General features: G+C 57.2%; 18 protein-coding genes. 7 read left to right on the top strand and 11 right to left on the bottom strand.

From position 1 onward, the window contains the following. Positions 1 to 111 precede the first annotated feature (111 nt). On the top strand, positions 112 to 684 hold the full coding sequence (locus AC0L6S_RS10865; protein ID WP_473428510.1) for a MarR family winged helix-turn-helix transcriptional regulator: 573 nt from the start codon (positions 112 to 114) through the stop codon (positions 682 to 684). 207 nt (positions 685 to 891) lie between these two features. Further along, on the top strand, positions 892 to 2,184 hold the full coding sequence (locus tag AC0L6S_RS10870) for an NADH:flavin oxidoreductase/NADH oxidase family protein (RefSeq protein WP_473428511.1): 1,293 nt from the start codon (positions 892 to 894) through the stop codon (positions 2,182 to 2,184). A 44-nt stretch (positions 2,185 to 2,228) separates the two neighbouring features. On the opposite strand, the gene AC0L6S_RS10875 is transcribed toward AC0L6S_RS10870, so the two are convergent. From AC0L6S_RS10875 to AC0L6S_RS10905, 7 genes are all read right to left on the bottom strand, one after another. Then, the gene (locus tag AC0L6S_RS10875; protein ID WP_473428513.1) at positions 2,229 to 5,315 is read right to left on the bottom strand and encodes an efflux RND transporter permease subunit; all 3,087 of its coding nucleotides are present in this window, start codon (positions 5,313 to 5,315) and stop codon (positions 2,229 to 2,231) included. Next, a complete protein-coding gene (locus tag AC0L6S_RS10880; protein WP_473428514.1) occupies positions 5,312 to 6,457 on the bottom strand; it encodes an efflux RND transporter periplasmic adaptor subunit in 1,146 nt (381 codons plus the stop codon). Before AC0L6S_RS10880 ends, AC0L6S_RS10875 begins: the two co-directional genes overlap by 4 nt. A 176-nt stretch (positions 6,458 to 6,633) precedes the next feature. After that, positions 6,634 to 8,052 carry an SDR family NAD(P)-dependent oxidoreductase gene (locus AC0L6S_RS10885; protein WP_473428515.1) on the bottom strand — a complete coding sequence of 473 codons (1,419 nt, stop codon included), beginning with the start codon at positions 8,050 to 8,052 and terminating at the stop codon, positions 6,634 to 6,636. A 3-nt stretch (positions 8,053 to 8,055) separates the two neighbouring features. Beyond that, a complete protein-coding gene (locus tag AC0L6S_RS10890) occupies positions 8,056 to 9,492 on the bottom strand; it encodes a cryptochrome/photolyase family protein (protein ID WP_473428516.1) in 1,437 nt (478 codons plus the stop codon). A 22-nt stretch (positions 9,493 to 9,514) separates the two neighbouring features. Next, the gene (locus AC0L6S_RS10895; RefSeq protein WP_473428517.1) at positions 9,515 to 10,771 is read right to left on the bottom strand and encodes a class I SAM-dependent methyltransferase; all 1,257 of its coding nucleotides are present in this window, start codon (positions 10,769 to 10,771) and stop codon (positions 9,515 to 9,517) included. Continuing rightward, a complete protein-coding gene (locus AC0L6S_RS10900; RefSeq protein ID WP_473428518.1) occupies positions 10,771 to 11,544 on the bottom strand; it encodes a DUF1365 domain-containing protein in 774 nt (257 codons plus the stop codon). Before AC0L6S_RS10900 ends, AC0L6S_RS10895 begins: the two co-directional genes overlap by 1 nt. Further along, positions 11,541 to 12,803 carry an NAD(P)/FAD-dependent oxidoreductase gene (locus AC0L6S_RS10905; protein ID WP_473428519.1) on the bottom strand — a complete coding sequence of 421 codons (1,263 nt, stop codon included), beginning with the start codon at positions 12,801 to 12,803 and terminating at the stop codon, positions 11,541 to 11,543. Before AC0L6S_RS10905 ends, AC0L6S_RS10900 begins: the two co-directional genes overlap by 4 nt. A 309-nt stretch (positions 12,804 to 13,112) precedes the next feature. Here AC0L6S_RS10905 and AC0L6S_RS10910 point away from each other — a divergent pair, with 309 nt between their 5' ends. Together AC0L6S_RS10910 and AC0L6S_RS10915 are read left to right on the top strand one after the other, a co-directional pair. Continuing rightward, positions 13,113 to 13,721, top strand: a complete 609-nt coding sequence (locus tag AC0L6S_RS10910; RefSeq protein WP_473428520.1) for a sigma-70 family RNA polymerase sigma factor — start codon at positions 13,113 to 13,115, stop codon at positions 13,719 to 13,721. Positions 13,722 to 13,725: 4 nt separating this feature from the next. Further along, on the top strand, positions 13,726 to 14,376 hold the full coding sequence (locus AC0L6S_RS10915; protein ID WP_473428521.1) for a ChrR family anti-sigma-E factor: 651 nt from the start codon (positions 13,726 to 13,728) through the stop codon (positions 14,374 to 14,376). Between the two features lie 9 nt (positions 14,377 to 14,385). On the opposite strand, the gene AC0L6S_RS10920 is transcribed toward AC0L6S_RS10915, so the two are convergent. Beyond that, positions 14,386 to 15,162: an SDR family NAD(P)-dependent oxidoreductase gene (locus AC0L6S_RS10920; protein WP_473428523.1), complete on the bottom strand. Its 777-nt coding sequence runs from the start codon at positions 15,160 to 15,162 to the stop codon at positions 14,386 to 14,388. A gap of 154 nt (positions 15,163 to 15,316) precedes the next feature. Between AC0L6S_RS10920 and AC0L6S_RS10925 the strand changes: the two genes are divergently transcribed. Together AC0L6S_RS10925 and AC0L6S_RS10930 are read left to right on the top strand one after the other, a co-directional pair. After that, positions 15,317 to 16,072, top strand: a complete 756-nt coding sequence (locus tag AC0L6S_RS10925) for a sulfotransferase (RefSeq protein ID WP_473428524.1) — start codon at positions 15,317 to 15,319, stop codon at positions 16,070 to 16,072. 14 nt (positions 16,073 to 16,086) lie between these two features. After that, a complete protein-coding gene (locus AC0L6S_RS10930) occupies positions 16,087 to 16,377 on the top strand; it encodes a 4a-hydroxytetrahydrobiopterin dehydratase (RefSeq protein ID WP_473428525.1) in 291 nt (96 codons plus the stop codon). A gap of 269 nt (positions 16,378 to 16,646) precedes the next feature. Here the strand turns inward: AC0L6S_RS10930 and AC0L6S_RS10935 are convergent, their stop codons facing one another. Next, positions 16,647 to 22,052 carry an alpha/beta fold hydrolase gene (locus tag AC0L6S_RS10935; RefSeq protein WP_473428526.1) on the bottom strand — a complete coding sequence of 1,802 codons (5,406 nt, stop codon included), beginning with the start codon at positions 22,050 to 22,052 and terminating at the stop codon, positions 16,647 to 16,649. Positions 22,053 to 22,209: 157 nt separating this feature from the next. On the opposite strand from AC0L6S_RS10935, the gene AC0L6S_RS10940 reads away from it, so the two are divergent. Continuing rightward, the gene (locus AC0L6S_RS10940) at positions 22,210 to 23,553 is read left to right on the top strand and encodes a sensor histidine kinase (protein WP_473423937.1); all 1,344 of its coding nucleotides are present in this window, start codon (positions 22,210 to 22,212) and stop codon (positions 23,551 to 23,553) included. On the opposite strand, the gene AC0L6S_RS10945 is transcribed toward AC0L6S_RS10940, so the two are convergent. Together AC0L6S_RS10945 and AC0L6S_RS10950 are read right to left on the bottom strand one after the other, a co-directional pair. Next, entirely contained in the window at positions 23,546 to 24,205 is a 660-nt protein-coding gene (locus tag AC0L6S_RS10945) for a response regulator (RefSeq protein WP_473423939.1), read from the bottom strand. The two genes, AC0L6S_RS10940 and AC0L6S_RS10945, sit on opposite strands and share 8 nt — an antisense overlap. A gap of 99 nt (positions 24,206 to 24,304) precedes the next feature. After that, complete coding sequence (locus AC0L6S_RS10950; protein WP_473423940.1) at positions 24,305 to 25,243, bottom strand: zinc-dependent alcohol dehydrogenase; 939 nt, start codon at positions 25,241 to 25,243, stop codon at positions 24,305 to 24,307. Between the last annotated feature and the right edge of the window lie 96 nt (positions 25,244 to 25,339).

The following is a 25,339-nucleotide window of genomic DNA, read 5'->3' on the forward strand; positions in this document are numbered from 1 at the left end:
TTATTATTTGCGTAATAAAACGGTAAACTACCAACAAATACTTGGTGTTAATTAGAATATGTCGTCCATATACCTGCAGGTCAGGCCATTTCTCACGAGACTATTCCCGAAATGAAAGCGTATAATTTTTCCGCACAGGAAACGGTAGATCGAGGGCAAGCCCCATTGGATAGAATACTGGAAGTGCTGACCTCTCTGAGACGGGTGATACGCGCGACAGACCTGCATTCCCGACACCTGTCCAAGACGACAGGTGTCACCGCACCGCAAATCCTGATAATGCAGGCCATTCTGAACACCGAAGGGGTCACGCTTGGCGAGATTGCCAGCGCAGTCAGCCTCAGCCAGGCGACCGTCAGCAGCATTCTGGACAGGCTGGAAAAACGCGAGCTGATTATGCGCAAGCGCTCCACAGTGGATAAGCGCAGGGTGCACGCTTACCTCTCCGAAAAAGGTCAGCAGGTACTCAAGGATGCACCCCTGCCGCTGCAGGATCAATTTGCCCGCCAGTTCGCCGAATTACAGGAGTGGGAGCAGAGTATGATCATCAGTTCTCTGCAACGTGTGGCGCACATGATGGATGCCGAGCATATCGATGCGTCACCTATCCTCGACGTGGGTAAGCTGGATCGGCCGAGCGAGATCCCGCGGGCCGAAACCCACAAGGAACCGCCCAGCGTTTAGGCCAGCGTTTAGGCCTGAGCTGCCGACGCTCTGCCGTTGCAGTCGACACATCGTGCAGAGAACTGACCGAGCGCTTGTCGTAGCCCTTCGCCGACGAGTAACACACCGCACACACCCATTCCCGCTATATGTAAAACAGAGCAATTTTTGACCGGGCAGCTGATAAACTACCCCTTCACGATTGCGATACCGGCAACAGGACAGAACATGGCAGACATTCTCGCTCAACCTCTCTCCCTACCCTGCGGCGCCCAGCTAGGTAATCGCCTCGTTAAGGCGGCGATGACGGAAGGCCTTGCCGACGCCGGAGGCGCACCGACGGCGGAGCTGGAAAGGCTGTACGGCCTGTGGAGTGACGGCGGTGCCGGGCTGCTGTTATCCGGCAATATCATTATCGAGGGCGATCACCTGGAACGCCCCGGCAACGTCATTATTGAGCGCAAACCCGACACAGAAATGCACGCAGCGCTATCGCGCTGGGCAACAGCGGCCACCCGCAATGGCAATCATTTCTGGGCGCAGATCAGCCACGCAGGGCGGCAGACGCAGACCAATATCAATCCACACCCCAAGGCGCCCTCGCCGATAAAAGTCAATCTGCCGGGCGGACAGTTCGGCGAACCCGTGGCTCTGAGCGTGGCAGAAATTGAAGATATCGTGCAACGATTCGGCACCTGTGCGTCAGCCGTCAAGGCCGCCGGCTTCACTGGTGTGCAGGTGCACGCCGCGCATGGCTACCTGCTGTCACAGTTTCTCAGTCCGCGCAGCAATCAGCGGACTGATCAATACGGCGGCGAACTGGCCAATCGCGCCCGCGTATTACTCGATGCGGTAAAAGCCGTGCGCGATGCGGTCGGCCCGGACTTCCCCGTCGCCGTAAAACTCAACAGCGCCGATTTCCAGAAGGGCGGTTTCGCGTTCGAGGACAGCCTGCAGGTTGCACAGTGGCTGGAAAGTGCCGGTATCGATCTACTGGAAATTTCCGGCGGCACCTATGAGCAGCCCAAATTGCTGGGCGCGGAAGGTATCGAAGAGGAGGAACCCCAGCACGTGGCCAAATCCACCTTGCTGCGCGAAGCCTACTTCGTCGATTTCGCACTGGCCATGCAGAAAAAGGTATCTATTCCCCTGATGGTGACAGGAGGCTTCAGGCGACGCGATGTCATGGAACAAGCAATCAGCGCCGGAGGCGCAAGCCTGATCGGTCTGGGGCGACCGATGTGCGTGATGACTGACGCACCCGCCAGGCTGCTGGGCGACCTGAAGGAACTGCCGCGTTACGAGGCAGAACTGGCGTTTTTCCCATCCTGGCTGGCGTTTCTCAACCGCAGCAAAACCTTGCGAACGCTTGCGACTTTTGGCGTGCAGTATTGGTACTACGCGCAACTGGATATCCTCGGACACACTGGTAACGCAGCACCGGAAATGTCGCCTTTTGCCGCAACACTAAAGGTCATGAAGCAGCAGAAGCGCTGGATCAGCGCGCGGCGACAGCGCTGATCTATTCACGCCGCAACTCTAACAGGCCACAGCTCAGATGCACGCTAGGCGCTGCGCTGCAGCTTCGCGCGAATATCCTGCTCCACCATGTACATCACCGGCAGCAGAACCAACGACACCAGACCACCGAACACCACGCCCCAAGCCATGCTCATCACCATGGGGCTGATATAGCTGTTCTCACCCATAATACCGTAGGCCGTCGGAAGCAGGCCTACGGCCGTTGTCACAGAGGTAATCAGGATAGGCCGGAAGCGACGCCGGGCAACGGCGGCAACCTCGGCCGCCGACAACAGGCAGCCACGCTCGCGTCGTTCCTCGTTGAGGGAATGCAGCAGCACCAGTGAATCATTGACCAATACACCAACCAGACCGATTACCCCAGTCACCGACATGATTCCCATCGACAACCCCTGCACCGAATAGCAAAGCACCACACCGACCATACCGAAAGGAATGCTCAACATGATCAGCAGCGGTTGTGACATCGAATTGAACAGGATCACCAGCGCGGCAAATATCGACAGCAAACAGATGATGGCTGCGACACCCAGATCGCCCAGCATCTCGCTCTGTTCCTCGAGCTCACCCCCCATATGAATCCTCAACTGGGGGTAGCGCTCGCTCCAACCCTGTTGCGCTATCCACTGTGCCACCTCGTGATTGATAGATTCGACACTGGCCAAAGCCGTATCAATTTCGCCGTATACCGTGACCGTGCGCTTGCCGAAATAGTGCTTAATGTCCGCTTCACCCGGGCGCACCGAAAACTGTGCCAGGGACTTCAGGTAGATCGCGTCACCGTTGGTATTTACCACGGCGAGGTTTTCCAGCGTTTCCAGCTTTCCCGCCGCTGAAAGTGGCAACGCCAGACGGTAGCGAACACGTTCATCCAGTGTCTGAAGTTCATCCACCAACAGGCCGTCGACCGCGACCCGCATTGCACGCACCAATTGCTCCATCGTCAAGCCACGCGCCGCCAGCAGGGCATGGTTCACATCCAGCTCAATGACGTCCTTGCCTGCATTAATGCTGCTCCAGCTGTTGGTGATGGCATCGTGCTTGCGCAGAAACGCCAGCAGTTCCCCGGCTACCATATACCGCTCATCGCCACTGCCGATCACCTCGACTTGCACCGGTTTGCCCATCACCGGCACATCGGTCATTGCCTGCACCACTAGCGAGTCAAAGCCCTGCTGCTGATCGGCCCAAGCCTGCAGCGTTTTCACCAACTCGCGGGTGTCGGTGTCGGCATTGCGCCGGCCCAGCGGCTCGAGCTGAATGCTGATTACGGCCCACGCATGATTGCGTCCCTCGGTCGTACCGTAAAAATCGGTATCGTGGTGCCCTACCTGGCTGGTAATGGCCAGTAAATCTTCCACCGCGACAAATTCCCGCAGCTCCGTTTCCAACCGGGCCACCGCTGCCACTGTTTCTTCGAAGCGGCTACCCACTGGCAGTTCCACCTTGACTTGCACAGTATCGATATCAACATCGGGATACATACTGAAATTGATGGTCTGGTAACCCAACATCATCACGGCGACAAAGACGACAACAAAGGTGCACAGCGTGAGGTATCGGTGCTGCAACCAGCCACTGATACGGCGGTGATAATATTCTCGCAAGCGTTCAAACGCTTTGGCCCGCTCCGTTACCTCGCGCACCGGCACATGGGAGAGGTGACCGGGCAGCAGGCACAGGCTCTCAAATAGTGAGGCCAGCAACAGGACGATGACGGCCAACGGGAACGGCTTCATAAACTCCCCGTTGGGACCGTCAAAAAACATCAATGGCGCAAACGCCAGCATGGTCGTCACAGCGCTGAAAATGACCGGCTGAGCGACCTGTGTCGTGCCAAGAATACTCGCCGCGCGCAAACCTGCGCCCTCGACACGCAGTCGCTGCACATTCTCACTGACCACCACTGCATCATCCACCAGAATACCCATCAACAGCACAATCGCGGTCAGGCTCATCGCATTAATCGTGACATCGATGGCCGCCAGCCCGAGGAATGACAGACAAACCGCAAACGGGATTCCCACCGCCACCCAAAGTGCAAAACGCCATTCGAGGAAATAGCAAAGCAACAGCAACACGGAAACCAGCCCCAGAATGGCATTGCCGCCCAGTACATCCAACATGTTTGCGGTGAGCCTTGAGATGTCCGCCACCATCACCAGCTCGACACCGGCCGGCACCGCGAAGTTCTCGACAAACTGCCTGACATTGGCAGCGGTATGCACCTCGTCGGCGCGCGCTTTTCTGCGCGCCTGCAATGCAATACTCATGCGGCCATCGACGCGCGACTGCACCTCCCAGTCTTCGTAGTCTGCGACCACCGTAGCGACATCGCGCAATAGGACGGTATTGCCAGGGGCTCCGGATCGCACCACCACGGTCTCCACCTCACGTGGATCGCGGAACTGGCCCACAGCAACAATTTTCTTCTCGGCCAGGAAAGAGTCGATAGCACCACCGCTGTCGCGCAGGTTGCGCGCTCGAATGGCGGCGATAAGCTCATCGTAGCTCACCCCCAGTCGCGCCAGCTTTTCCGGCTCCAGCAGGATGCGCACTTCCGGACGACGATAGCCGAGCTTCTCGACGCTGGCGATACCCTCAACCTCACGCAGCCCATCAGCCACATTGCGAGTGACATCGCGCAGCAGCGCTTCGGGAACATCACCGGTGACATGCACTTCCATAATCGGTGTCACCGCCGCTGACAGCGATTCAACCAGCGGTTTTTCCAGTAGATCACTGGGCAGCCTTGTCGCTGCTCGATCCACTGCCTGCTGGATATCGCGCATAATGTCCTGTTTGTCAGCGGTGACAAGGTCCAGGTTGAGCGTGATGACAGAGAGGCTTTCCATGCTGTTGGAATACAGCTTTTTGATACCCTCGACTTCCAGTAGTTCTTCTTCCAGAGGCAGGGTGATACCCAGCTCAACTTCTTCAGGGCCGGCACCGGCCTTGATCGTCGTGATATTGACCACTGCCATATCAACATTGGGGTTATACTCATAGCGCATGTCGGCGATGGTCATATAGCCCAACGCAAAGACCATCACCATGATCATATTGACCACCAGTGGTCTGTCGACAAACCAGCCGATCAGGAACTTCACGGCTGCGGATCCGCATCACGCACAGTGACCGCATCACCGTCGAGTAACAAGGATTGCCCGGAAACGACAATCCTGTCACCGGCCTCAAGCCCGGCGAGAATTTGCAACCGGTTGCTGAACCCGGCGGCGAGCAGCGGCTCGCGCTGATGTACGACACCGTTTTCCACCACAAACACCACCCGGCGCCGGTTGCGATCCACCAGCGCAGCCTCCGGTAGCAGCAATGACTCGGGCACGGTAATGCCCTGTAACTCGGCACTGGCTGTCATACCCGGACGCAGTGCATCGGTATCACCCGAGAGAATGAGTTTTACCGGGAAATTGCCTGTTGCCGAGTCCGCGTTGACACCCACCCACTCTATCGTCGCCATAAACGTCCTGTCGGCAACGCCCGATACCGCAACCTGAGCGGGGTCACCTGCGCGCACGCGCGCAATATCGGCCTCGCTCACCCAGGTTTGCACGCGCAAGCCCTTAACAGCCTGCAATGTCACCAGGCTTGCACCGACCTGAACCGGCTCACCCACTTCCACCGCACGGACATCGACCAGTCCCTCTGTTGGACTGTAGATGCGGGTATCGGAGAGCTCGCGTTCCGCCAGTTGTGCGCTGGCAAGAGCCTGCTGGTAAGCCGCACTGGCCAAATCGACAGCCAGTTGCGCACTGTCGAGCACCTCTTTGGAAATAGTTTCCCGCTCCGCCAGATTGCGCCGCCGCTGCAGTTTCAGTTGAGCTTCTTTCAAAGCGGCTCCGGCATGCTGCACCTGCTGCCGCGCTTGTGCTAGAGCAAACTGGCGCTTCTGCGGGTCCAGTTCCAGCAGCAAATCGCCCGCCTCGACCCGGTCACCTTCATTGACATGCACGGCCGCCACCGTGCCGGACAGTTCGGCCGCAACGTTTACTTCCTCCAGCGCCTCCACCACACCAAACGTACTAACGGTGGCTTGCCAGCTCTGTGGCACAAGCTCCTGTACTGTAACCTCTGGAATATGGCTGGCAGGACCGGGCGCTATCGCCGGTTCTCGTGTGTCACCACAGGCAGCAAGCGCCAGCAGGCCGGCAACCGCGAGCACGGGTAACACAGCAGTGGAAAATTCAGCGGCGAGCGAGCACCCCCGACGTCGGTTTCTCAACAAGAGCATAATGCAGCGGATTCCTTTTGACGGTATTTTTCGCATACCGGCAGTATCCTACCGCCTGACAGCAAAGAATCCACACAATAAAAAACACCGGTGGGGCAGATTGCCATGACAGCAGCACATTTGTTGAAGCGTGCAACACCATCGGGGAAGCTAGGGAAGCGTGTCGGTCGAAGCGCTTACGCCTGCGCTTGCTTCTGCGCGATTTTCAGCCCCCGCAGCAAATCGAGCAAGCGCGTGCGCTCACCGTCGGTCTCCCGCGTTGACCCGACTAAATGCACAGGCCGCACTTCGCGGTCGAGAAACAGCTCACCCGTTGCCTCACCCGCCTCGGTAGCCACGGCCAGCCACACAATGGTATCTGCCCCCTCGGCAGCCGAGCGCAGCACACGCCGGGTAATTTTGCGAAACTGTGGCAATGCATCGCGCACACCGGGAGTATCGGCCCAACCCGGGTGCATGGCATTAACCGCAATACCTGCACCGGCCCATTCTTTAGCCCATTCCTGTGTTACTACCATCAGGGCACGCTTTTGCCGCGCGTAGGCCACGCTGCCCGAGTATTCGCTGTTATCGGGCATCTGTAATGCATCGACGTCCAGTTTCTGGCTGTACATTCCACCGGACACTACATTGATTACCCGGGGCGACGAGGCTTTGACAAGCAGCGGCTTCAGGCCTTCGGTCAAACGGTAGGGACTCAGTAGCAAAAGTGCGAAGCTCTGCTCGAAACCTTCAGCGGTCTCTGCGCGAGCATTAAACAACGCGCCGGCGTTATTGATCAGCACGTCCAATGGCTGTCCGCGCCGTTTTAGTCGCGCAACCAGCGCATCCACCTCATGCATCAGGCTCAAATCTGCGATCTCATACTGTACCCTGGTATTCCCGGTTTCGCGCTGGATGTCGGCTACGGTGTTCTGCGCTTTCTGCGGATCGCGCATCACCAGCGTCAGTTTCGCCCCGCGTCCGGCCAACTCCAGTGCTGCGGCATAGCCCAGCCCGGATGACGCACCGGTGATCAGCATATGCTTGGATTTGACGGAGGCAGACATCGGCTTGAAATGCTTGCGGCCCCTCGTGTAGCCCAGCCGTGAGAACAGGGTGACACCGGGCAGAACCAGTCGATCGGCCACGCGTGTGAAACGCGAAGTCTCCTGCAGCGCATAGTTGTCTTCGAGTGCTTCCGCCAGGCCCGCCACCGATTCTCGCCCCATATTCTGCAGCCCTTTACTGGACAGCGATGCGATTCCGGAGACCAGCGGCTTGAACTGAAACTCCGCACGGTAATCAATCAGTGTGCCAGTCGCAGTGCTGGTCAGTGCAATCGTGTCGCGCACCTCGAAAAATGTGCAGCGCCCGTTGAGGACGATGAGGGCATTTTCGTGCAGTTCCTCCACGGTATACTGCAGTGTCACACTCCCCACTGGCAGGGCGCACACCACCTCAAATTGCGTACCTTGCGCAATGGGTCCGGGCGATAACTTGCGAGCGGAGCGGGCAGTGGAATCCCACTCCTCGGTGGTCGTGAAATCGCTGATGTAGTCAAAGACCTCCTCGATAGGCCGACCCACCTCCACCACTTCATGTAAAACTGTCATAGATCACGCTCTCATATCGGCATAGGCAGCCAGTGCAGACTCCCTGGCATTTCGGTGGTCCACCACCGGTTGTGGATAGTGCACATCAAGCTCGATTCCCGCTTCCTGCAGGACCTTCTCGGGCGCCTCCCAGGGGCGGTGCAAATAACGGTCCGGCAGCGCGGCCAACTCCGGCACCCAGAGCCTGACATACTCACCCTGTTTGTCGAACTTCTCGCCCTGCGTGGTCGGGTTAAAAATGCGGAAGTACGGTGAGGCATCGGCGCCACTGCCTGCCACCCACTGCCAGCCACAGGCGTTGTTGGCCAGATCGGCATCGACCAGCGTATCCCAGAACCAGCGCTGGCCAGCACGCCAGTTCACAAGCAGGTGCTTACACAGGAAAGAAGCCACCACCATTCGCACACGGTTGTGCATGTACCCTGTCTGCCACAACTCGCGCATACCGGCATCGACGATAGGATAGCCTGTTTTACCGCGCTGCCAGGCACGCAATGCATCGGCACCGCCGACCCAGGGAAATGCTGCGAAGTCTGCCTTGAAGGGCTCCTCCGGCATCGTCGGAAAGTGAAACAGCAGATGGTGGGAGAATTCACGCCAGCCCAATTCACTCAGGAATTTATCGACTTCCTCCTGCAACTCAGGGTTAGCCAACACGGCCTGCTGTGCGAGGTGGAATACCCTTGCCGGCGCCAACTCACCGAAATGCAGATGCGCGGACAAGCGCGAGGTGGCGCGTCGCGCGGGATAGTTGCGCCCGGCATCATAATCACCAATACCGCCCTTCAAGAAGCCCTGTAGTTTGTCCTGCGCGCTGCGCTCCCCCGGCTGCCAGATATCACCCCAGCTCTTTGCCCAGTTGGGCCGCTCAGGCAGTAACCCCCAGTCGCTCAATTGATCTGTGCGTTCCGCACTGGCGGGCCAGACGGAAAAATGGGCGGGGGTATCCGGCTCCTGCGCCAGCGGAAGATCGCGGCACTTGCGCCAGAACGGCGTGAACACCTTGAACGGTGTACCTGCCTGGGTACTGACAGTTTCCGGCTCCCACAGCAGCGAACCGCCGTAGCGCTTGAACTCAATACCACGCTCGCCAAGGGCATAGTGGAGATCCTCTTCGAGTTGACATGCCCACGGTTCGTACTGGCGCGAGCAACACACCAGATCGGCGCCTGTCTGCTCTGCAAGGCGCATCAGTATTGATTGGGACCGGCCGCTGGCTAGATGTAACTGCCCACCCGCGCGCTCGATGTCTGCTGATAGCGCCGTCAGGCTGTGGTGCAACCACCAGCGACTGGCAGCTCCCATTTGCCACTGCCCCGGGCTCTCCTCGTCGAGGATGTAACAGGCCAGCACTGGCCGCCCGCTAGCGACAGCGGCGGCGAGGCCACGCAGGTCGCGCAGGCGCAGATCCTGTCGAAACCAGTAGATTACAGGATTCATGCGAATGGCCGCGGGGTTACGCTCATTTCACCCGGTAGCCGGGTTTGGCCAGGGCCAGTTGCACCGTGCTGATGATACGCTCGCGAAAGCCGCCCTCGCAGTAGCACAGGTAAAACTCCCACAGGCGCACAAATTCCTCGCTGAAACCCAGAGCGGTCACTGCATCGAGATTGTCGAGAAAGCGCTTGCGCCAGTGCGCCAGCGTGGTCGCATAGTCAGCGGTGATATCGCGCAGATGTACCACCTGCATATCGGTATCGCAGGCGATGTGATCAGCCATCACAGCCACGGACGGGAGGCAGCCGCCGGGGAAGATATAGCGTTTGATAAAATCGACGCTATCCCGGGCACTCTTGTAACGCTGGTCCGCCACAGTGATAGCCTGCAGCACCATTTTCCCTTCCGGCTTGATTAGCAGCGCACATTTCTGGAAGTAGTCCTGATAAAACTCATGCCCCACTGCTTCGATCATCTCGATAGAGACCAGTTTGTCGTACTGGCCGGTCAGGTTGCGATAATCCTCACATAGCAGGGTCACCCTGTCCTCAAGCCCCTCTTCGCGAACCCTGGCGCAGGCGTGTTCGTACTGCTCTTTGGAAATTGTGGTGGTGGTCACGCGGCAACCGAAGTACTTCGCGGCGTGTATCGCCATGCCACCCCACCCGGTGCCAATCTCCAGCAGGTGATCCTCCGGTTGCAACTCAAGCTGGTGGCAAAGCTCGTCCAGTTTCGCTTCCGAAGCCGCCTCCAGGCTCATCGCAGCATCACTGAAGATGGCCGAGGAATACATCATGGTACGGTCCAGGAACAGACGAAAAAAGTCGTTGCCCAGATCGTAATGGGCGGCGATATTTTCCTGTGAACCCCTGCGGGTATTACGGTTGAGTCGATGCGCGATTTTCAGTGCGAGCTTTACCAGCAGCGACTGCTGGGACTCTACGCCTTCCAGCACATCGAGATTGGCGCTAAACAAGCGCGTGACTTCGACCAGTTCAGGTGACGACCAGTCGCCCCTGATATACGCTTCGCCCGCCGCTATCGATCCGCCAGCGAGCATCTGCCCGTAGAGCGCGGGATTGTGCACGTGCACCTCTGCATGCGGCTGGGAGTCCTTGGCCTGCGTCCCGAACTGGTGGCGCTGCTGGCCCTCATGCAGCGTGAGTGACCCCACTTGTAGCCGCCGCAACAGGGAAAACAGTGCTTCCCTGGCAAATCTCTCACCTACTCGTGCGCGCCGTGACTGGGGTACGCGCAGTGCGCCTATGCTGACATCATTCATTATTTGGCTCCTGTAACCGGGCTATCGGGGGTGTTATTTTCAGGGTGGGAATGGACCGGCACGCCTTTCAGATACAGTCGCAGGGCCTGCCAGTAGATGGCCAGCACCACTTTCACCGTCATAAAGGGGTATCGGATAAGTAACTTGTTCATACTGGTAGCCGTCATTGGCTGCCCGGTCAGTGACAGGGTGGCATCGAATACCTTGTCGGCCCCTACACTGTTTTCCATGTGCAGCACCAACCGCTTCGAAGGTGTATTGCTGCGCCAGTGGTAACGCATATTCATCGGGTTGAAAGGTGAGACATGAAATTCCTTGTCGAAAGCCGTTTTCAGCCAACGCCCTGCGCCGGGGCCCGGCAACACGTAACTGTGGCGCTCATCCCAAGGCGTATTGTTGACCTCGGCCACGACGTACTCCAGCCGGGTTTCATCGTCATTGAAACAGTAGTAGCAGGCAATGGGGTTCATCACATAACCGAAATAACGCAAGTTGGCGAGCAAGTAAATGGGCCCGGTCTGACGCGCGCCGGTATCCTCGTAGATGCGGCGACGCACTTCGTCCTGCAACGATACCTCCGGATCACCGAGGAAATCACTGCGCCTGAACTCGGCCAGCGCCGCCCCGCTGGCAGACCAAAAGCGTTGCTTGTCGAAAATCTCCTCGACCTCATCCAGACACAGGTACACCATGGCGACCTGATAACGGAATTCGTGGTGGCGTGGCGACACGCGTCGATGTCGCAGGACGCCCTGGTAAATTCGTGACTTCACGCTACTGCCCGTTGCGTACCGGCCAATGCATCGGCAACGCGCAGGGCGCTCACCACACCGTCTTCATGAAAGCCGTTGTGCCAATAGGCGCCGCAATACCAGGTTCGCTCTGCGCCGTTGATCTCCCCCCAACGCTGTTGCGCGCGCATCCCGCCCAGCGAGAACACCGGGTGGTCGTATTGGAACCGACCGAGGATCATGTTTGGATTGATTGCTGCAGTATTATTGAGCGTCACACAAAAGGTTTCCGGTGCTTCAATACCCTGCAGGATATTCATATTGTATGTGACTACCGCGCGCTCGTTAGCCTGGCCGAGTGTGTAGTTCCAACTCGACCACGCTTTGGTGTTCCTCGGCAACATGCGCACATCGGTATGCAACACAACATCATTCTTCTGATAAGGAATAGCACCGAGTATTTCGCGCTCTGCCTGGGTGGGGGTGTCCAATAGCGCCAGCGCCTGATCTGAATGGGTTGCAAATACGACCTGATCAAACATCTCCTGTTGGCCGTCAGCCAAACACAGTGCAACGCCCCGGCTCGGGTGCCTGACCACCTTCTGCACCGCGTTTCCGGTGGAGATGCGTTGCGAAAAACGTCCGCACAGCGGGCGCAGGTACTCACGCGAACCACCTTTGATCACGCGCCATTGCGGGCGATCGGCAATCGACAGCAGGCCGTGATTCTTGAAGAACCGCACAAAGAAACTGACCGGAAATGCCAGAATCGTCTCACAGTCCGCAGACCAGATCGCCGAACCCATCGCCGCGAGATAATGCCGGATAAACTTGTCGCTATAACCTTTGCGGGCAAGATACACACCCAGTGTCTCTGCATCGCCAACTGCGCCGACCTCGAGATCGGCAATCGCCTCGCGATTGAAGCGCAGAATATCCCTAATCATGCGAATGAAGGACGGAGAAAACAGGTTGCGACGCTGCGCGAACAGGGTGTCTAGATTGGTCCCCGAATACTCAAGGCCGGAGTGTGGGTCACGCACGCTGAAGCCCATCTCGGTAGGCTTGCTGGCCACCCCCAACTCATCCATCAGCGCGATAAAATTCGGATAGGTCCAATCGTTGAAGACAATAAAGCCGGTATCGATCGCATAGCGCTGCGCGCCCAATTGCACGTCCACCGTCGCCGTGTGGCCGCCGATCCTGTTACTGGCTTCGTAGACCCACACCTCGTGGTCAACGCTCAAGTAATGCGCACACGCTAGACCAGAGATGCCCGAACCGATCACGGCTATTTTCATACCACTTACCCTCTATACTCACCGCCTCTGACAACAGAGGTCCCCTGGACATTATTGTCCTTTGACCCGATATACGCAGCGACGGGACGTCTGGATCATTCTTCTGGATAGCCCCATTCTTACTATAGATTATCAACCCCAGTTACACATCTTTGTCGCCAAGGGCAACCCTGCGGCACACTCTCAGACAGAGCACAGCTTTCGGGCAGAATGAGGCCCGACAGGGCCTGACAAACGATTTTTTGATCGAATCGAGTGATCCAACACTGAAATCCTGCGTATACTCTCAAAACATACGCGGAAAAGAGCATGTTGATTGTGGCAGACACCACTGATGGCGAAGGCGGACCGTTAATCGATGCAGACGGCAAGCGCATTGATGAATGGAGTGAATGCCTGACGCTGATAGCGAAAAACCAGGACAGAGCGGCCTTCACGCGACTGTTTCGGCACTTTGCACCATTAATGAAGGCATTCGCCCTGTCCGGCTCCACTTTGTCGGCGAACCATGCCGACGAGCTGGTGCAGGAAGTGATGTTGAAGGTCTGGCAGAAGGCCGGCGCCTTCAATGCCGAAAAAGCTGCCGCCAGCACCTGGATTTATACCATCGCGCGCAACTGCCGCACCGACCTCTACCGCCGGCTGCAGAAGTTCGACACCCCGCTGTCGGCAGAGGACGTTTCCGATTCACAGGAGAGTGAAGAAGCGTTCGTTTTGCTGCACCAGAAGCGCAGCCGCGACCGAATTCGGAACTTGATCAAAGAGCTTCCCAACGACCAGGCACAAATTCTGGGCAAAGTGTACATGGAGGGTAAGACCCACTCAGAGGTATCCGGCGAGCTGAATGTTCCGCTTGGAACAGTAAAATCCCGTGTACGCCTGGCCCTTCAAAAACTGCAAATCCAACTTGAAAGATAACGCCATGACCAACTTCCATCCAGACCTCGAACTTATCACTGAATACACCGCTGGTTCGCTGCCATTGGCTCAGGCGGCCTGTGTCTCAGTCCATGTGAATCAATGCCAGCGCTGTCAGCGCACGGCCGAGCAACTCTCCGAGCTCGGTGCGAGCTTATTTGAGGCCCTTGAGCCCGTGCCGGTAGGCGATGACCTGCTGAATCTGGTGCTGGAAAAGCTGGATGATGAAAAGCCGCTGGAGTACGCCAAGCCACAGAACAGCAACGGCACGCCGGCACTCCTGCAGCGCCTTATGCGCGGCGATTTCAGCGATCTGAACTGGCGAAATATAGGCTCAACCCTGCGTATCAGTCACCTCAAGACCGGCGACCCGAACCACGAGTTCGCGCTCTACCACATTCGTGCCGGTGGCCGCATCCCGGAACATACCCACCGGGGCACGGAGATGACCCTGATTCTGGAAGGCGGCTTCTCTGACGCCAACGGCAGCTACCACAAGGGAGACTTCCTGATCCGCAGGCCGGGTGATGTGCACGCACCCACAGCACTGCAGTCCGAAGATTGCATCTGCCTGGCGGTACTCGATGCGCCGCTGCGGTTCACCGACTGGAAATTTCGCTGGATGAATCCTTTCCTGAAGCTGCACACTGCCTGAGGTGCACGCTCAGTTCCCGAAAGCGGTGCCGCCATCCACCTTGATAACTGCACCGTTGGTGTAGCTCGAGGCATCGGACGCCAGGTACAGCGCAGCTCCGACTATTTCTTCCGGCTCGCCGGCGCGCCCCATCGACACCCGCGAGACCAGTTGAGCGCGTAGTTCCTCCGTCCACGCCTGTGAAATATCGGTCAAAAACGGCCCCGGCATGATGCAATTGCAACGCACGTTTGGGCCCAGCGAATGCGCAAGGCCCTCCGTTAAATTGTTCAAACCCGCCTTGGCCGCCGCATAGGGCAGTTCAGCGGCGCCGGGAGCAACAGCAGCGATACTGCTGATATTAATAATCGACCCTCCATTGCCACGCGCCATCTGCTCTCCGACAATGGCCGAGAGCCGAAAGGGTCCCGCCAGGTTCACCCCGATGACTTTGTCAAATAACTCGCGACTGACTGTCGAGGGCGACTCGTACAGCGGCGACATCCCGGCGTTATTCACCAGCACATCAATGCGGCCATATTCTGCATTGACGGCATCCACCAGCGCGTCGCAAGCCTCCCAATTACCCACATGACACGGTATTGCCAAGCAGGCCCGGCCAGTCTCGTGTTCTATGCGCTGCGCCGCACCCTCACAGCCCTCGGCTTTGCGCGAGCTGACAACCACGCGCGCGCCAGCCTGGGCAAAGGCCAGTGACATCGCATAGCCCAACCCACGACTCCCACCGGTAACGATAATCACTTTGTCAGTGAGATCAAAATACCCGGCCACTCTATCGATTTGCATAATATTCACTCCCGTAGCGCCTTCAGAGTACAAAATATCGGATGCTCTGTCAGGCAAAAAGCAAGGACGGGAGGCCGGTCCAATCTGGACTTGATCCACAGGCCTGCTATAAGCTGGTGTATTACATCGGGTAACACAGGTATGCACCATTAAATTGAATACCTCTTTTGTGATAGTGGGAGCACCACGCACCGGCAGTACGCTACTGGTCAAGACGCTCAACACACTGGACGGCGTCTGCTGTCACGGTGAACTGTTGGGCGAGGATCAGGTACGCGGCTATGAGGATGGCGTCGACCTGATCAACATCAGCCAGCAGGCGCGCAAGAGTCGCGTCCAGCGCCTGTTGCAGGAGCGCGACGCGCACCCGATAGACTTTATCAAACGCGCGCTTAGCACCAACGGCTCAGCGGCGGGGTTCAAAGCCTTATATAGTGCTTTTCTCAACCCCAGATGGAGCGCTGTTGTAAATTGGCTACAACGTCTGGAGGACGTGCGATTCATCCATCTGACACGCAGCAACAGCTTACGACGCTTTGTGTCAGAGCAGATTTTGCTGCAGGGTGGCCCCAATCATTCAGGAGCCGGCGGCAGGAGCGAAATACCGATGGAAATACACTTCGATATAGACCTGTATCTGAGCAGAACCCAGGAGCTAGATACACAGGCCGCTGAGATCAACATGCTGCTTTCACAGCAGCGCGTGCTGCCGTTGAGCTATGAAGCGCTGGCCGCAGATACCAGCGCAGCGGTGCAGCAGGTGTGTCTTTTTCTGGGGCTGGACAATGTGGCATCGACCATAGAGCCCGCGCTGAGGAAAGTCGGTGCTGCTGACTTGAGAGATACCGTCACCAACTATGAGCAACTGCTGGACCACCCTGCCACGCGGGAATTGGCACTTGCAGATTAAGAGAGGTACGTAACGTGAATAGTGAAAAACTGTCGCCAGCCAGCGTCAACAAGAAATTGCTGGAGCTGGAGCACTGGTGCCTGAGCGACAATAAACTGCAGCGAGCGTTCGTATTTGGAGACTTCGTCGAGGCGTTTGGCTTTATGAGCCGCGTAGCGCTGCTGGCAGAAGCGATGAACCATCACCCGGAGTGGTCAAATGTCTACAATCGCGTAGAAATCTATCTCACCACGCACGATGCGTCAGGTATTACTGATCTGGATTTTACGCTGGCGGGAAAAATAAACCGGCTGCTGTCGGAATAGAATTTGCGAAGATAGGAAAAATCACGTCCTTGTGAATTCATATCCCTATGAATGGGTTTCCCGGTCTTCCGTGTGAACCTGGATGCCTCTACCCTGAGAGAGAATATATGCTGCAACGCTCTCAGTTGAGTTAATATTGACAGGTTTGACGGTTTCTACAATAGAACTGAAGACTAGACCAAAAGTTTAGGTGTGAGAGGCAGCTTCTCATCTCCCCGCCTCCCGTGCAGACAGCTTTAAGGGAGTACACAACCCGGCTACGATATGCGTCAGAGCTCAATGCACTTCTGGGCAAGCACGGTGTTGTGGTGGTCGCGGCAGATCACGCGGACGGCACTGTCGCTGGCATCAACCTGCACAAACTGGGAGTAAGCATCAGATAGCAGGGTATTAGTACAGGTAATTGACAGCTGTGTTTTCACGTGCGCGGGCACCGAGTGGGCGACATCCCAGCGGTAATCCTCGACATGCGAATTGGCGAAGGGCATCGGGGCGTAGAGACCTGAACTGACAATCTGCCAGACATCGATCGCCTCATGTCCCGGCAACTTTACCCGCAACCTGGCAACCGCCGACAAGTGTGCATCGCCACCGATGAAGAACACATGTCTGATCCCGTTAGCAACGATATAGTGCAGCACTGCCTCCAGCGTCTCGGGATAACCCGCCCAGCCGTCCAGTCGCCGCCAGGTCATCCCTAGTTCACAGTAGGCTTCCGGTAAGGGCGCCACGATACTCCCGGACACAATAAATTTGGGAGAGTCGGCGGCGCTGTCAGCCGCCTGCTGCAACCAGGCTGTCAACGCCCGAAACTGGGGATCATCCATAAGCAGGCAATCTATTTTGTCGCTGCGACTGCGCAGCTGGCGCTGCGAGCGAGTGTCTGTCACAAAAACAGGAAAATCGCTCTCCCCGGGGCACGCCAGAGGATAGTAGAACGGACCGCTGGTCGTTGTCGTACCCGCGGGTCCCACGGCCACCTGATTCCGCACCGAACTCATATAACACGCTGCCATTTCCCGCGCGTATTGCCAGCGCAGCTGTTCGTCGCGCGATGCCCCCTCGTGCAAGCCCGAGAAGTTGTCGTCAAATTCGTGGTCATCCAGTGCGAAATGCGTGGGAACCTGCCGAACCAGCGCACTGAAATGGGGCGAATCCACCGCTCCGAACGCGCGACGGTAACGGTCAGTAAACCGCGAATTCAGCGAATCGACTTCAAACAGCTGGTCTGTGGCATCGGCGTAAATCTGGTCGCCGACCAGGAACAGCAACTGCGCGCCGGCGGCCCCGTCGATATGCTCACGCATAGCACGGTACACCCCGTCGGACAGCTCGTTATCAATGACAGAACCCGGGAAACGGCAGGAACCCACCAAAAAGCACAAGTGCTTGCGCGCATCGGCCTCGCTATCTCGCAGCCGTGTAAGCCACGCTTCATCCCGGTAGTGCAGCGCGGCGCCACTGTTCACATCGAGGTCTGGGAATTCAGAGCAAATCTGTAGTGCAATCTCGCGGTTTGCCAGCTCACTCTGGACATCGACATACTGATAGTGGGGCCGCGGCTGTACGTGCGGGAAGGGCAGCACAACGCCACCGCGATCAGCACCCTGGATATTGTCACCGCTGACCACCAGGCCCTCAGGCGGGTCGATGGTATCGCCGCGAAGCTCCGCCGTGTAACGTAAATGTATGCGCCCACCTTCGAGCCAGGCAGCGCGCAGTATGGGGCCTATCAATGGTTTTTCACGATGTAACTCAGGCCAGTCATCGGCATTTATCGGATTATTGACGGCGCGGGGTTGACGCAGAAACTCCACGTAATCCGGGAAGCACCTGCGATACGCATCTTTGCCGAAAACAACATCCATGTGGCCATAGCCGGGGTAAATCTGATAGCCGATGACAGGGGTATTCTCACCTGTGCGCTGCTGTAGGTAATCACTGAGCCGCTTCGCCGACCGTCGTGCCGAGTGCGGGTTAAAGACCAGGCTATCACCGCCGTGAACAAACAGGGTGTCGATGTTCCAGTTGCGCTCAATATTGCTGCGCTCCAGATAGATGTTTTCACCCTGTTCACTGGTGATACGCCGCAGTTGTGTGAAGTAGTAAAGGTGTTGATAAACCCGCACTGGTGACGGCCCGAGCATTTGTTCAAAGGATTCATGCGTCGTGTGATGCAGATTTTCATGGTTCCACATGCGGCCATAGAGAAACGTCATGCGATCACATATGCCATTGACCAGCGCGCTGCCACCGTAGCAGACGTGATCGTCTCCCACCTCGCGCATCCGCGCCAGACTGAATGCCACCCGGTCGATCAGGCGGTGCACAGCCGCATTTTCCTTGCGCGGCACAGGATCGAGCAGATCATCTGTAATCCAGTCACGCGAGACATTGCCCAGTTTTGCGCGAAAGCGATTGCCGGGAGACGGCATCACCCAGGGGTGAATCGCATTCGTCACCGCCGCGTGTATTTTATCACTGAGGCCACGATCGCTAAGTACAGCCATCGCCAGCGAACAGGCACCCACGCAATGCGCAAAGATGGCGACTTTTTGCCCGCCAGTTGCGGCATACACCGCATCGATTGCCAGCGGGATATCGAAGCGCGCAATTTCATCGATACTCCACGCCTGATCCATCAGCTTAGGCAGCACGCGATTACTGAGCCGATAATCCAATAGCCACACATCGAAATTCTGTTCGTAGAAATAGCGTGCCATATTGGTGATGCCCTGCGTCCAGAAAATTTCTGAACCTTGGGCAAGACCGTGCAGTAGCAGCACCGGTTGCGCACCTTTGCGACGATAATTACTTAACTCAAGATTGATATATTCTTCCGGTTTACAACCGGGTCGGATCGGCACAGGCAGTGTATGGTTGCGCGCGGGCACAGGGCCTTCGTCCGTCTTCAAATCAGGGAGTGGATTTTCCTCTCGCTCATTCCTGGCAGGCGCCGGCCCCTGTCCTTTCCCGGTGTACTCCAGCCCGCCGAATTCCCAGAAATTGGTCACCACCAATGAGCGCAGAGCGAAAGCTGTCAACCCGCCGGCAAACAGCAGGCTTTGCGGCAGGTGGGGTGATTCGGTTATGGCAACCAGACCAGGCTCGAGCAATGCGTCGGTATTCACTTTCATCCTGGCGTGTGCGCGACGCATATAGCCAGCATCAACTTGTAGATCGAGATTGAACAATCCATCCCACAGCCTGGGAAGCCCACAGCTGTAACCCAACACTTTCTCACCAGTGATCGCTATCGCTTTATCCGCCGACTTGAAATCGTAGCGCAGGCGTCTGCGGCGACTCTGCAAAATACCAATATTGAAAAAGGTGCAAACCTGGTCGCGGATACCCCCCAATGACAGGGTGCCGGAACTCCCTTTTAATAGCCCGCGCAGGCCACGCCATCCACGCCGCCTGACGTAGGTTAGCACTGCCTTCAAACCACCCCAGCTATCGCTGATTGCACTGTGGCGATCCTCTGCAAAAAGGGTGAACGTTCCACGCAAGGACAAAAATGCACCATCCGGATAATGCTCCTTCAGTTGTTGTGCTGTGACACCCACAGGTCGAAAAGTCTCGACTGCGTCAGTCGTGAACGGATTGACATACAAATCAATCTCGGCCTTCAGCGGCGACTTTGCGGCGTTGTCCAGCCAGCCAAGCGCATCCGGACTGGACGCTCTCACCTCCACCACGAGGCCAGCGCTTTGTTCAAGGCGGCAGCATTGCGCTGGCGTAAGCGTCGCAAGCTTTCCAAACACACTGTGTGCGTGACTCAGCGCGCCGGTCAACTGCTCACGAATGACAAACCCTGTAGGGTCTGGGCGTTGGCGCTGACGCGCTGGAACCTCACCGACCTCACTGTATGGCGAGCTCACAAGCGTTCGCGAGGACTCTGCGGCCCCCTCCTTCTCCAGGATCAGCCCCGCATTGCGCCAAGCCAGCGCCGCGATGGTGAGAAACGGGTTCACCTCCAGCGCCGCCGGAATGATCGCCCCGTCGAACACATACAGCCCTTCATGCACGCCACCGGCCAGGTCGAATACCCGGCCCGCATCATCGACGACACCACTGGCAACATCATCGCCCATTGCGCAGCCACCCAGGGGATGAACGGTCAGCACACGTCCATCGGGCAAGTCGCCGAGGATTTTGCTGGCTTTGGGGGGGAGCAACTGCCACAAGGGGTTGGGTACATATTGCCCGCCGTCCAGACCTTCACCGCGATCCTGCTCCTTGAGCAAAGAATCGGCCTTCATCAGAGCCTCGTTGTCCTTGCTTGCCGGAAAAGAGACAAAGATTCTGTCACGTTGCCCGGACAGGCTGAGCTCACCTGCGGCACCATCATCACCCATCACTAGTAATGCCTGGCAGTGGTCAGCCACGTCCATAGAAGCCGCCAGAGGGTCCTGCTCGCCGCCCTTCAGGCTGTCCGGCAACTTGCGATCAGAGAGGCGCTGTAGCATCGCGCCGGTTGTCACCAGCTCAGAGAAGACGCGGGCCAGAGAAGCCGGTATGCCCGCCTCCTCAATAGTGATTTGCTCTGTCTGTACAATCCCGGTGATGGTTGGCCCGATCGCTTGCTGCGGCTGACGTTGCTCTGCGGCAGCGATGGCGCTCACAGGTTTATTCTGGGCATAGCTCATCGCAAGGCCGTCGCCATTGGTCGAGAAACGTTGGCCCAGGACACTTGAGAACTGCGGCGTTTCCCGGGATTCAGAGCGCAGCAATATTTCGGTACTGCCAAGCGTCCCGGCAGCGAGAATCACATTGTGGGCCAGAATCTGGTAGATGTCCGGCTTTATGCCCTTCGACGGCTGCACTGTGGCATGCACATTAACCGACCAGCGATATGCCGCATTTTTAAGCGGCTCAATCGTGTGTACTGTCGCGCCGGTATAAAAGTGTGCCCCGCGGGACTTTGCCAGCGGCAGCAGATTCCGGTCGAGCGTGTTCTTCGCGCCAACATTGCAACCTGTCACACAATTGCCGCAATCCGTACACGGATTCTGTTGCACGCCGACCTTGTTGCGTTCGCTCCCGGTGGTAATGGCGATACAGGCTGGCCGCGCAGTGGCGCCAAGTGACCCACCCAACTGGCGCAGCGCGCGGTACTTCGGGAATTCCCCTGCACTGCCGCCGGTATGTGTGGTGACCCCGAGGTATTCGCGCACGGCATCAAACTCAGCGGCGAGCGGGTTCGGGGTATTGCGGAAGAACCCTGGCCAGGCCGGCTTTTTGAAAACGTGCTCCTTGGGCTCCTCGGCCACATTGGCATTAATCAGGGACGTGCCCCCCAGGCCGCTACCAACCAGCACATCCGTCGCAGCGGGCCGGCGGTGACCGCCTTCGGGATCTATGCTCCCGACATGGATATTGAACAATGCATCGCTATAGCCACTGGCCCCGTTGTCGGCATCACTGCGTAGTATTCGCACATGTGAGGGAATATCTTCGATATCGTAGGGAAAGTCACCCAGACCATACTCACGTCCGCGCTCCAGTACGGCCACGCTACGCGCAGCTCCATCAGCGCCATCGCTGGCTAACCGCATGGCGGCGACCGCACCGCCATAACCCGAGCCGACAATCAGGTAATCGACTTCCAGCAGCTTGCTACCCGCAGCGTGATGCTTGATGAGCGCCTCAATAGGGGAGGAAATCCGTTTCATGCGATACCTCTTCGTTGTACCATTGGGTGTGCATGGTCAGCGTAGTTGTGACGATTCGCTTTGGAACCTCAGCACCTTTCGAATGTAGCAGAAACAACGACACCTGGCGGAGATACCCGTAAATAATCCTATGCTACAGACTTTGAATCATGGCGATATGATTGTTTTGCGCGAATCCATTCGCGCGCGGATCACCGTGGCGCCGGTTTCTATTTTTTCCACGGCATTTGCGATTTTACTGTTCATTCCTTTTCTTCTCGCCCACGGCGCATCGTATGGCGCTATTGCGCTTTGGGCGACCCCCATCCTCACGCTGGTAGCGACGAGAAGCTATGCCTCCAGACGCATTAAGCCGAAGCTGGATACGCTCTCTGCGATGGCGCTGCGCAAGACAGATTGGGCACTGAGGATCAGCAGCATCGTGAATCAGGCGATGGTAGGATTGGGTATCTGGATTATGCAGCCCACAGCGGAAGATCCGTTTATACTGCCCCTGTTCATGACGCTGATTGTGGTCATCTGGTCAATCGGCGTGATGTCCAACCTGTTCTCTGACTTTCCCAGCTTCATCCTCTCCATGACCGTTATGATCGGCGAGGTAGCAGTATTCTGGCTGCTTCAAGGTGGTATCGGCATTTCGATAGGGGTCAGTATGCTACTCGCGATGTCGTTAATGGTCTTACTGGTACTTCAGGGGTCACGCATATTTCGCGACAGTGTGCTGATGCGCTTCGAAAAAGACCAGTTGCTGGAACAGCTGAAAACTGAACAGGACAACACCCGGCAGGCGTTACTCGACGCACAAACCGCGAACGATGCCAAGGCCTACTTCATGGCTGCAGCCAGTCACGACATCAAGCAGCCGCTGTATGCCCTGGGCATTCTCACCGACACGCTGTTAATGTCAGAACCTCCCGAATCCATCGCCGCTGTGTTACGCAACCAGCGGGACAACATCAACCAGATGTCAGAGCATTTCGATGCCCTGATGGACATGGAAAAATTTCCGGGCGGTCGCTTTGAGCTCAACCCGACCACGTTCTGTCTGGCCGAATTCTCCCGGCGGATCGATAATGAGTTCTCTCAGCAATGCAAAAACCGCAACCTTGACTGGCAGCTTACGGTGGATGCCGTCACTGTCAGGACCGACGCTGATCTACTGCTGCGCTTACTGCGCAACCTGCTGGCCAACGCGGTGCACTATACCGACTATGGCGCAGTTCGCTGTTGTGCGTCCGCAGTAGGGGAGCGCGTTGAGTTCAAGATATCGGATACCGGCAGAGGCATCGCGCCAGAACATCAAAAGACTGTTTTTGAACAGTTTGTGCGCCTTCAGCAGACTGACTCCGATATCGCCGGCAGAGGCATGGGACTGTCCATTGTCGATAGAATCAATACGGCCCTTGGCCTAGACCTGCAGATGACTTCAATAGTGGGCAAGGGCACTGAGTTCACCTTTCATCTACCCGTCGTACCCGCCGGTGACCAGGCGCTCACTTGATAATTTGAAGTTGTTGCGCGCGTAGTATTGCCTGCGCGCGATTGCCAACCCGCAGCAGCTGGTAGATGCCGTGCAAATGCGTTTTTACCGTCCCCTCGGCCATATTCAGACGCCTGGCGATCACCTTATTGGGAACACCCTGTATCAGTTGTTCGAACACCTCCTGCTGTTTGGGGGTGAAACGAACCTGTTCCTGTTCCTGTGTCGGCAACAGCTCGGCATCGGCGGTCTGATTGGACTCGAACCCCATCAGGCTTGCAGCCGAGGGCGGGATATAGGTGCTTCCCGCCAATACGATGCGAATAGCGCTGACAAAAACCTGCATGGGAGAATTTTTCGATACGAACCCGTGTACACCATTCTCAAAGCACTGCGCTACGATGTCGACACCGTCGTTACCAGAGAAAATAACCACCGGCAGTGCCGGATAGTGTTCGCGAATGTACAGCATGCCATCAGCACCGGAGACATCGGTCAGACTGAGATCGAGTACCAGTAACTGATACTCTTCATCACGCTCCAGTTTTTCCAGCAGTTCCTGAAAGGATGCCGCCGTTTCGACGCTATCGAATATGCGCAGAGAGACCAGCGATGCCACAAGGGCATCGCGTATGATTGGGTGGTCATCGACGATAAGAATTCTGCTGGGCATCACTGCTTCCTTGTATACCTTGAATACCTTTTACGTCAGCGAGTACATAATAGCAAAGAAATGAGAATCAATTTCTGAGTCACATCAACAATTATGCATTCACGGCTCCAGCACAACCTTGATCGCTCCCGCCTCCCGGTTCGCGGCGATCACAAATGCCTCTGCAGCCGCATCCAGCGGCAGGCGATGAGTAATCATAATATCTGGTAATTCGGGACGCTGTGCGAGTAACTGAGCGGCAATATCAACATCGCGCACCAAGCCGTGCCGGCCGTACATAAAGGACGCGACAATCTTCAATGCCTTCATGGACACTTCAAAGGCCGGGAGTGTGACGCCCTCCCAGTAGGTGGCCAACAGCAAAATGGTCGCGCCCGGCTTACACAAACGCGCCGCCTGTTCCAGCGCGGCGGAATTTCCCGCGCACTCCACGACAAAGTCATACTCACCAGAGGGACCGAGCCCCGCCCCGATGCGCTCTGCAGCCACCATTTGGGTCGCGTGCCGGGCAGCGATATCCACGGTATCGACATGCGGCGTCAGGCAGGCAGCCGCCGCCAGTCCTACCGCTCCCGCGCCAATGATTGCAACCCTGCTGGTGGGATTGATGTTCAGCATTCGCAGGCCATGTGCGGCCACCGCCAGGGGCTCCACCAAACAGGCATCGGATGCACTGACATTGTCCGGCAACGGCACGATACAGCGTGAGGGCACTATGATCTGCTCGGCCATGCCGCCATCGCGGCCGACGCCGTAAACCATACCCGCACTGAGCCGACACAGACTGTAATCTCCCAACAAGCACATATCGCAGTGACCGCAGGGCGCTACAGGCTCCAGCGCTACCGCGCGGCCATCACGCAGCACGCCCGCCACTTCATGCCCCAGCGTAGAGGGCAGATCAAAGCCAGCGTTCACCATGTGCAGATCGGAGCCACAAATACCTGCCGAGCGCATAGCGACAATGACACCCTCCCCGTCGGGTGTCGGTACATCCACCACTCGAACTTGCTTGTCACAACAACGTACCGCTTTCATGCATCGGGCTCCTGAATTGAAAATCCGTGCTTACCAGCCACTCCGGACATCACAGTGTGTGATCATTTAAACAAAATGCCGACCGCAACGCACACC

It is taken from the genome of Halioglobus sp. D3-4 (assembly GCF_055809315.1).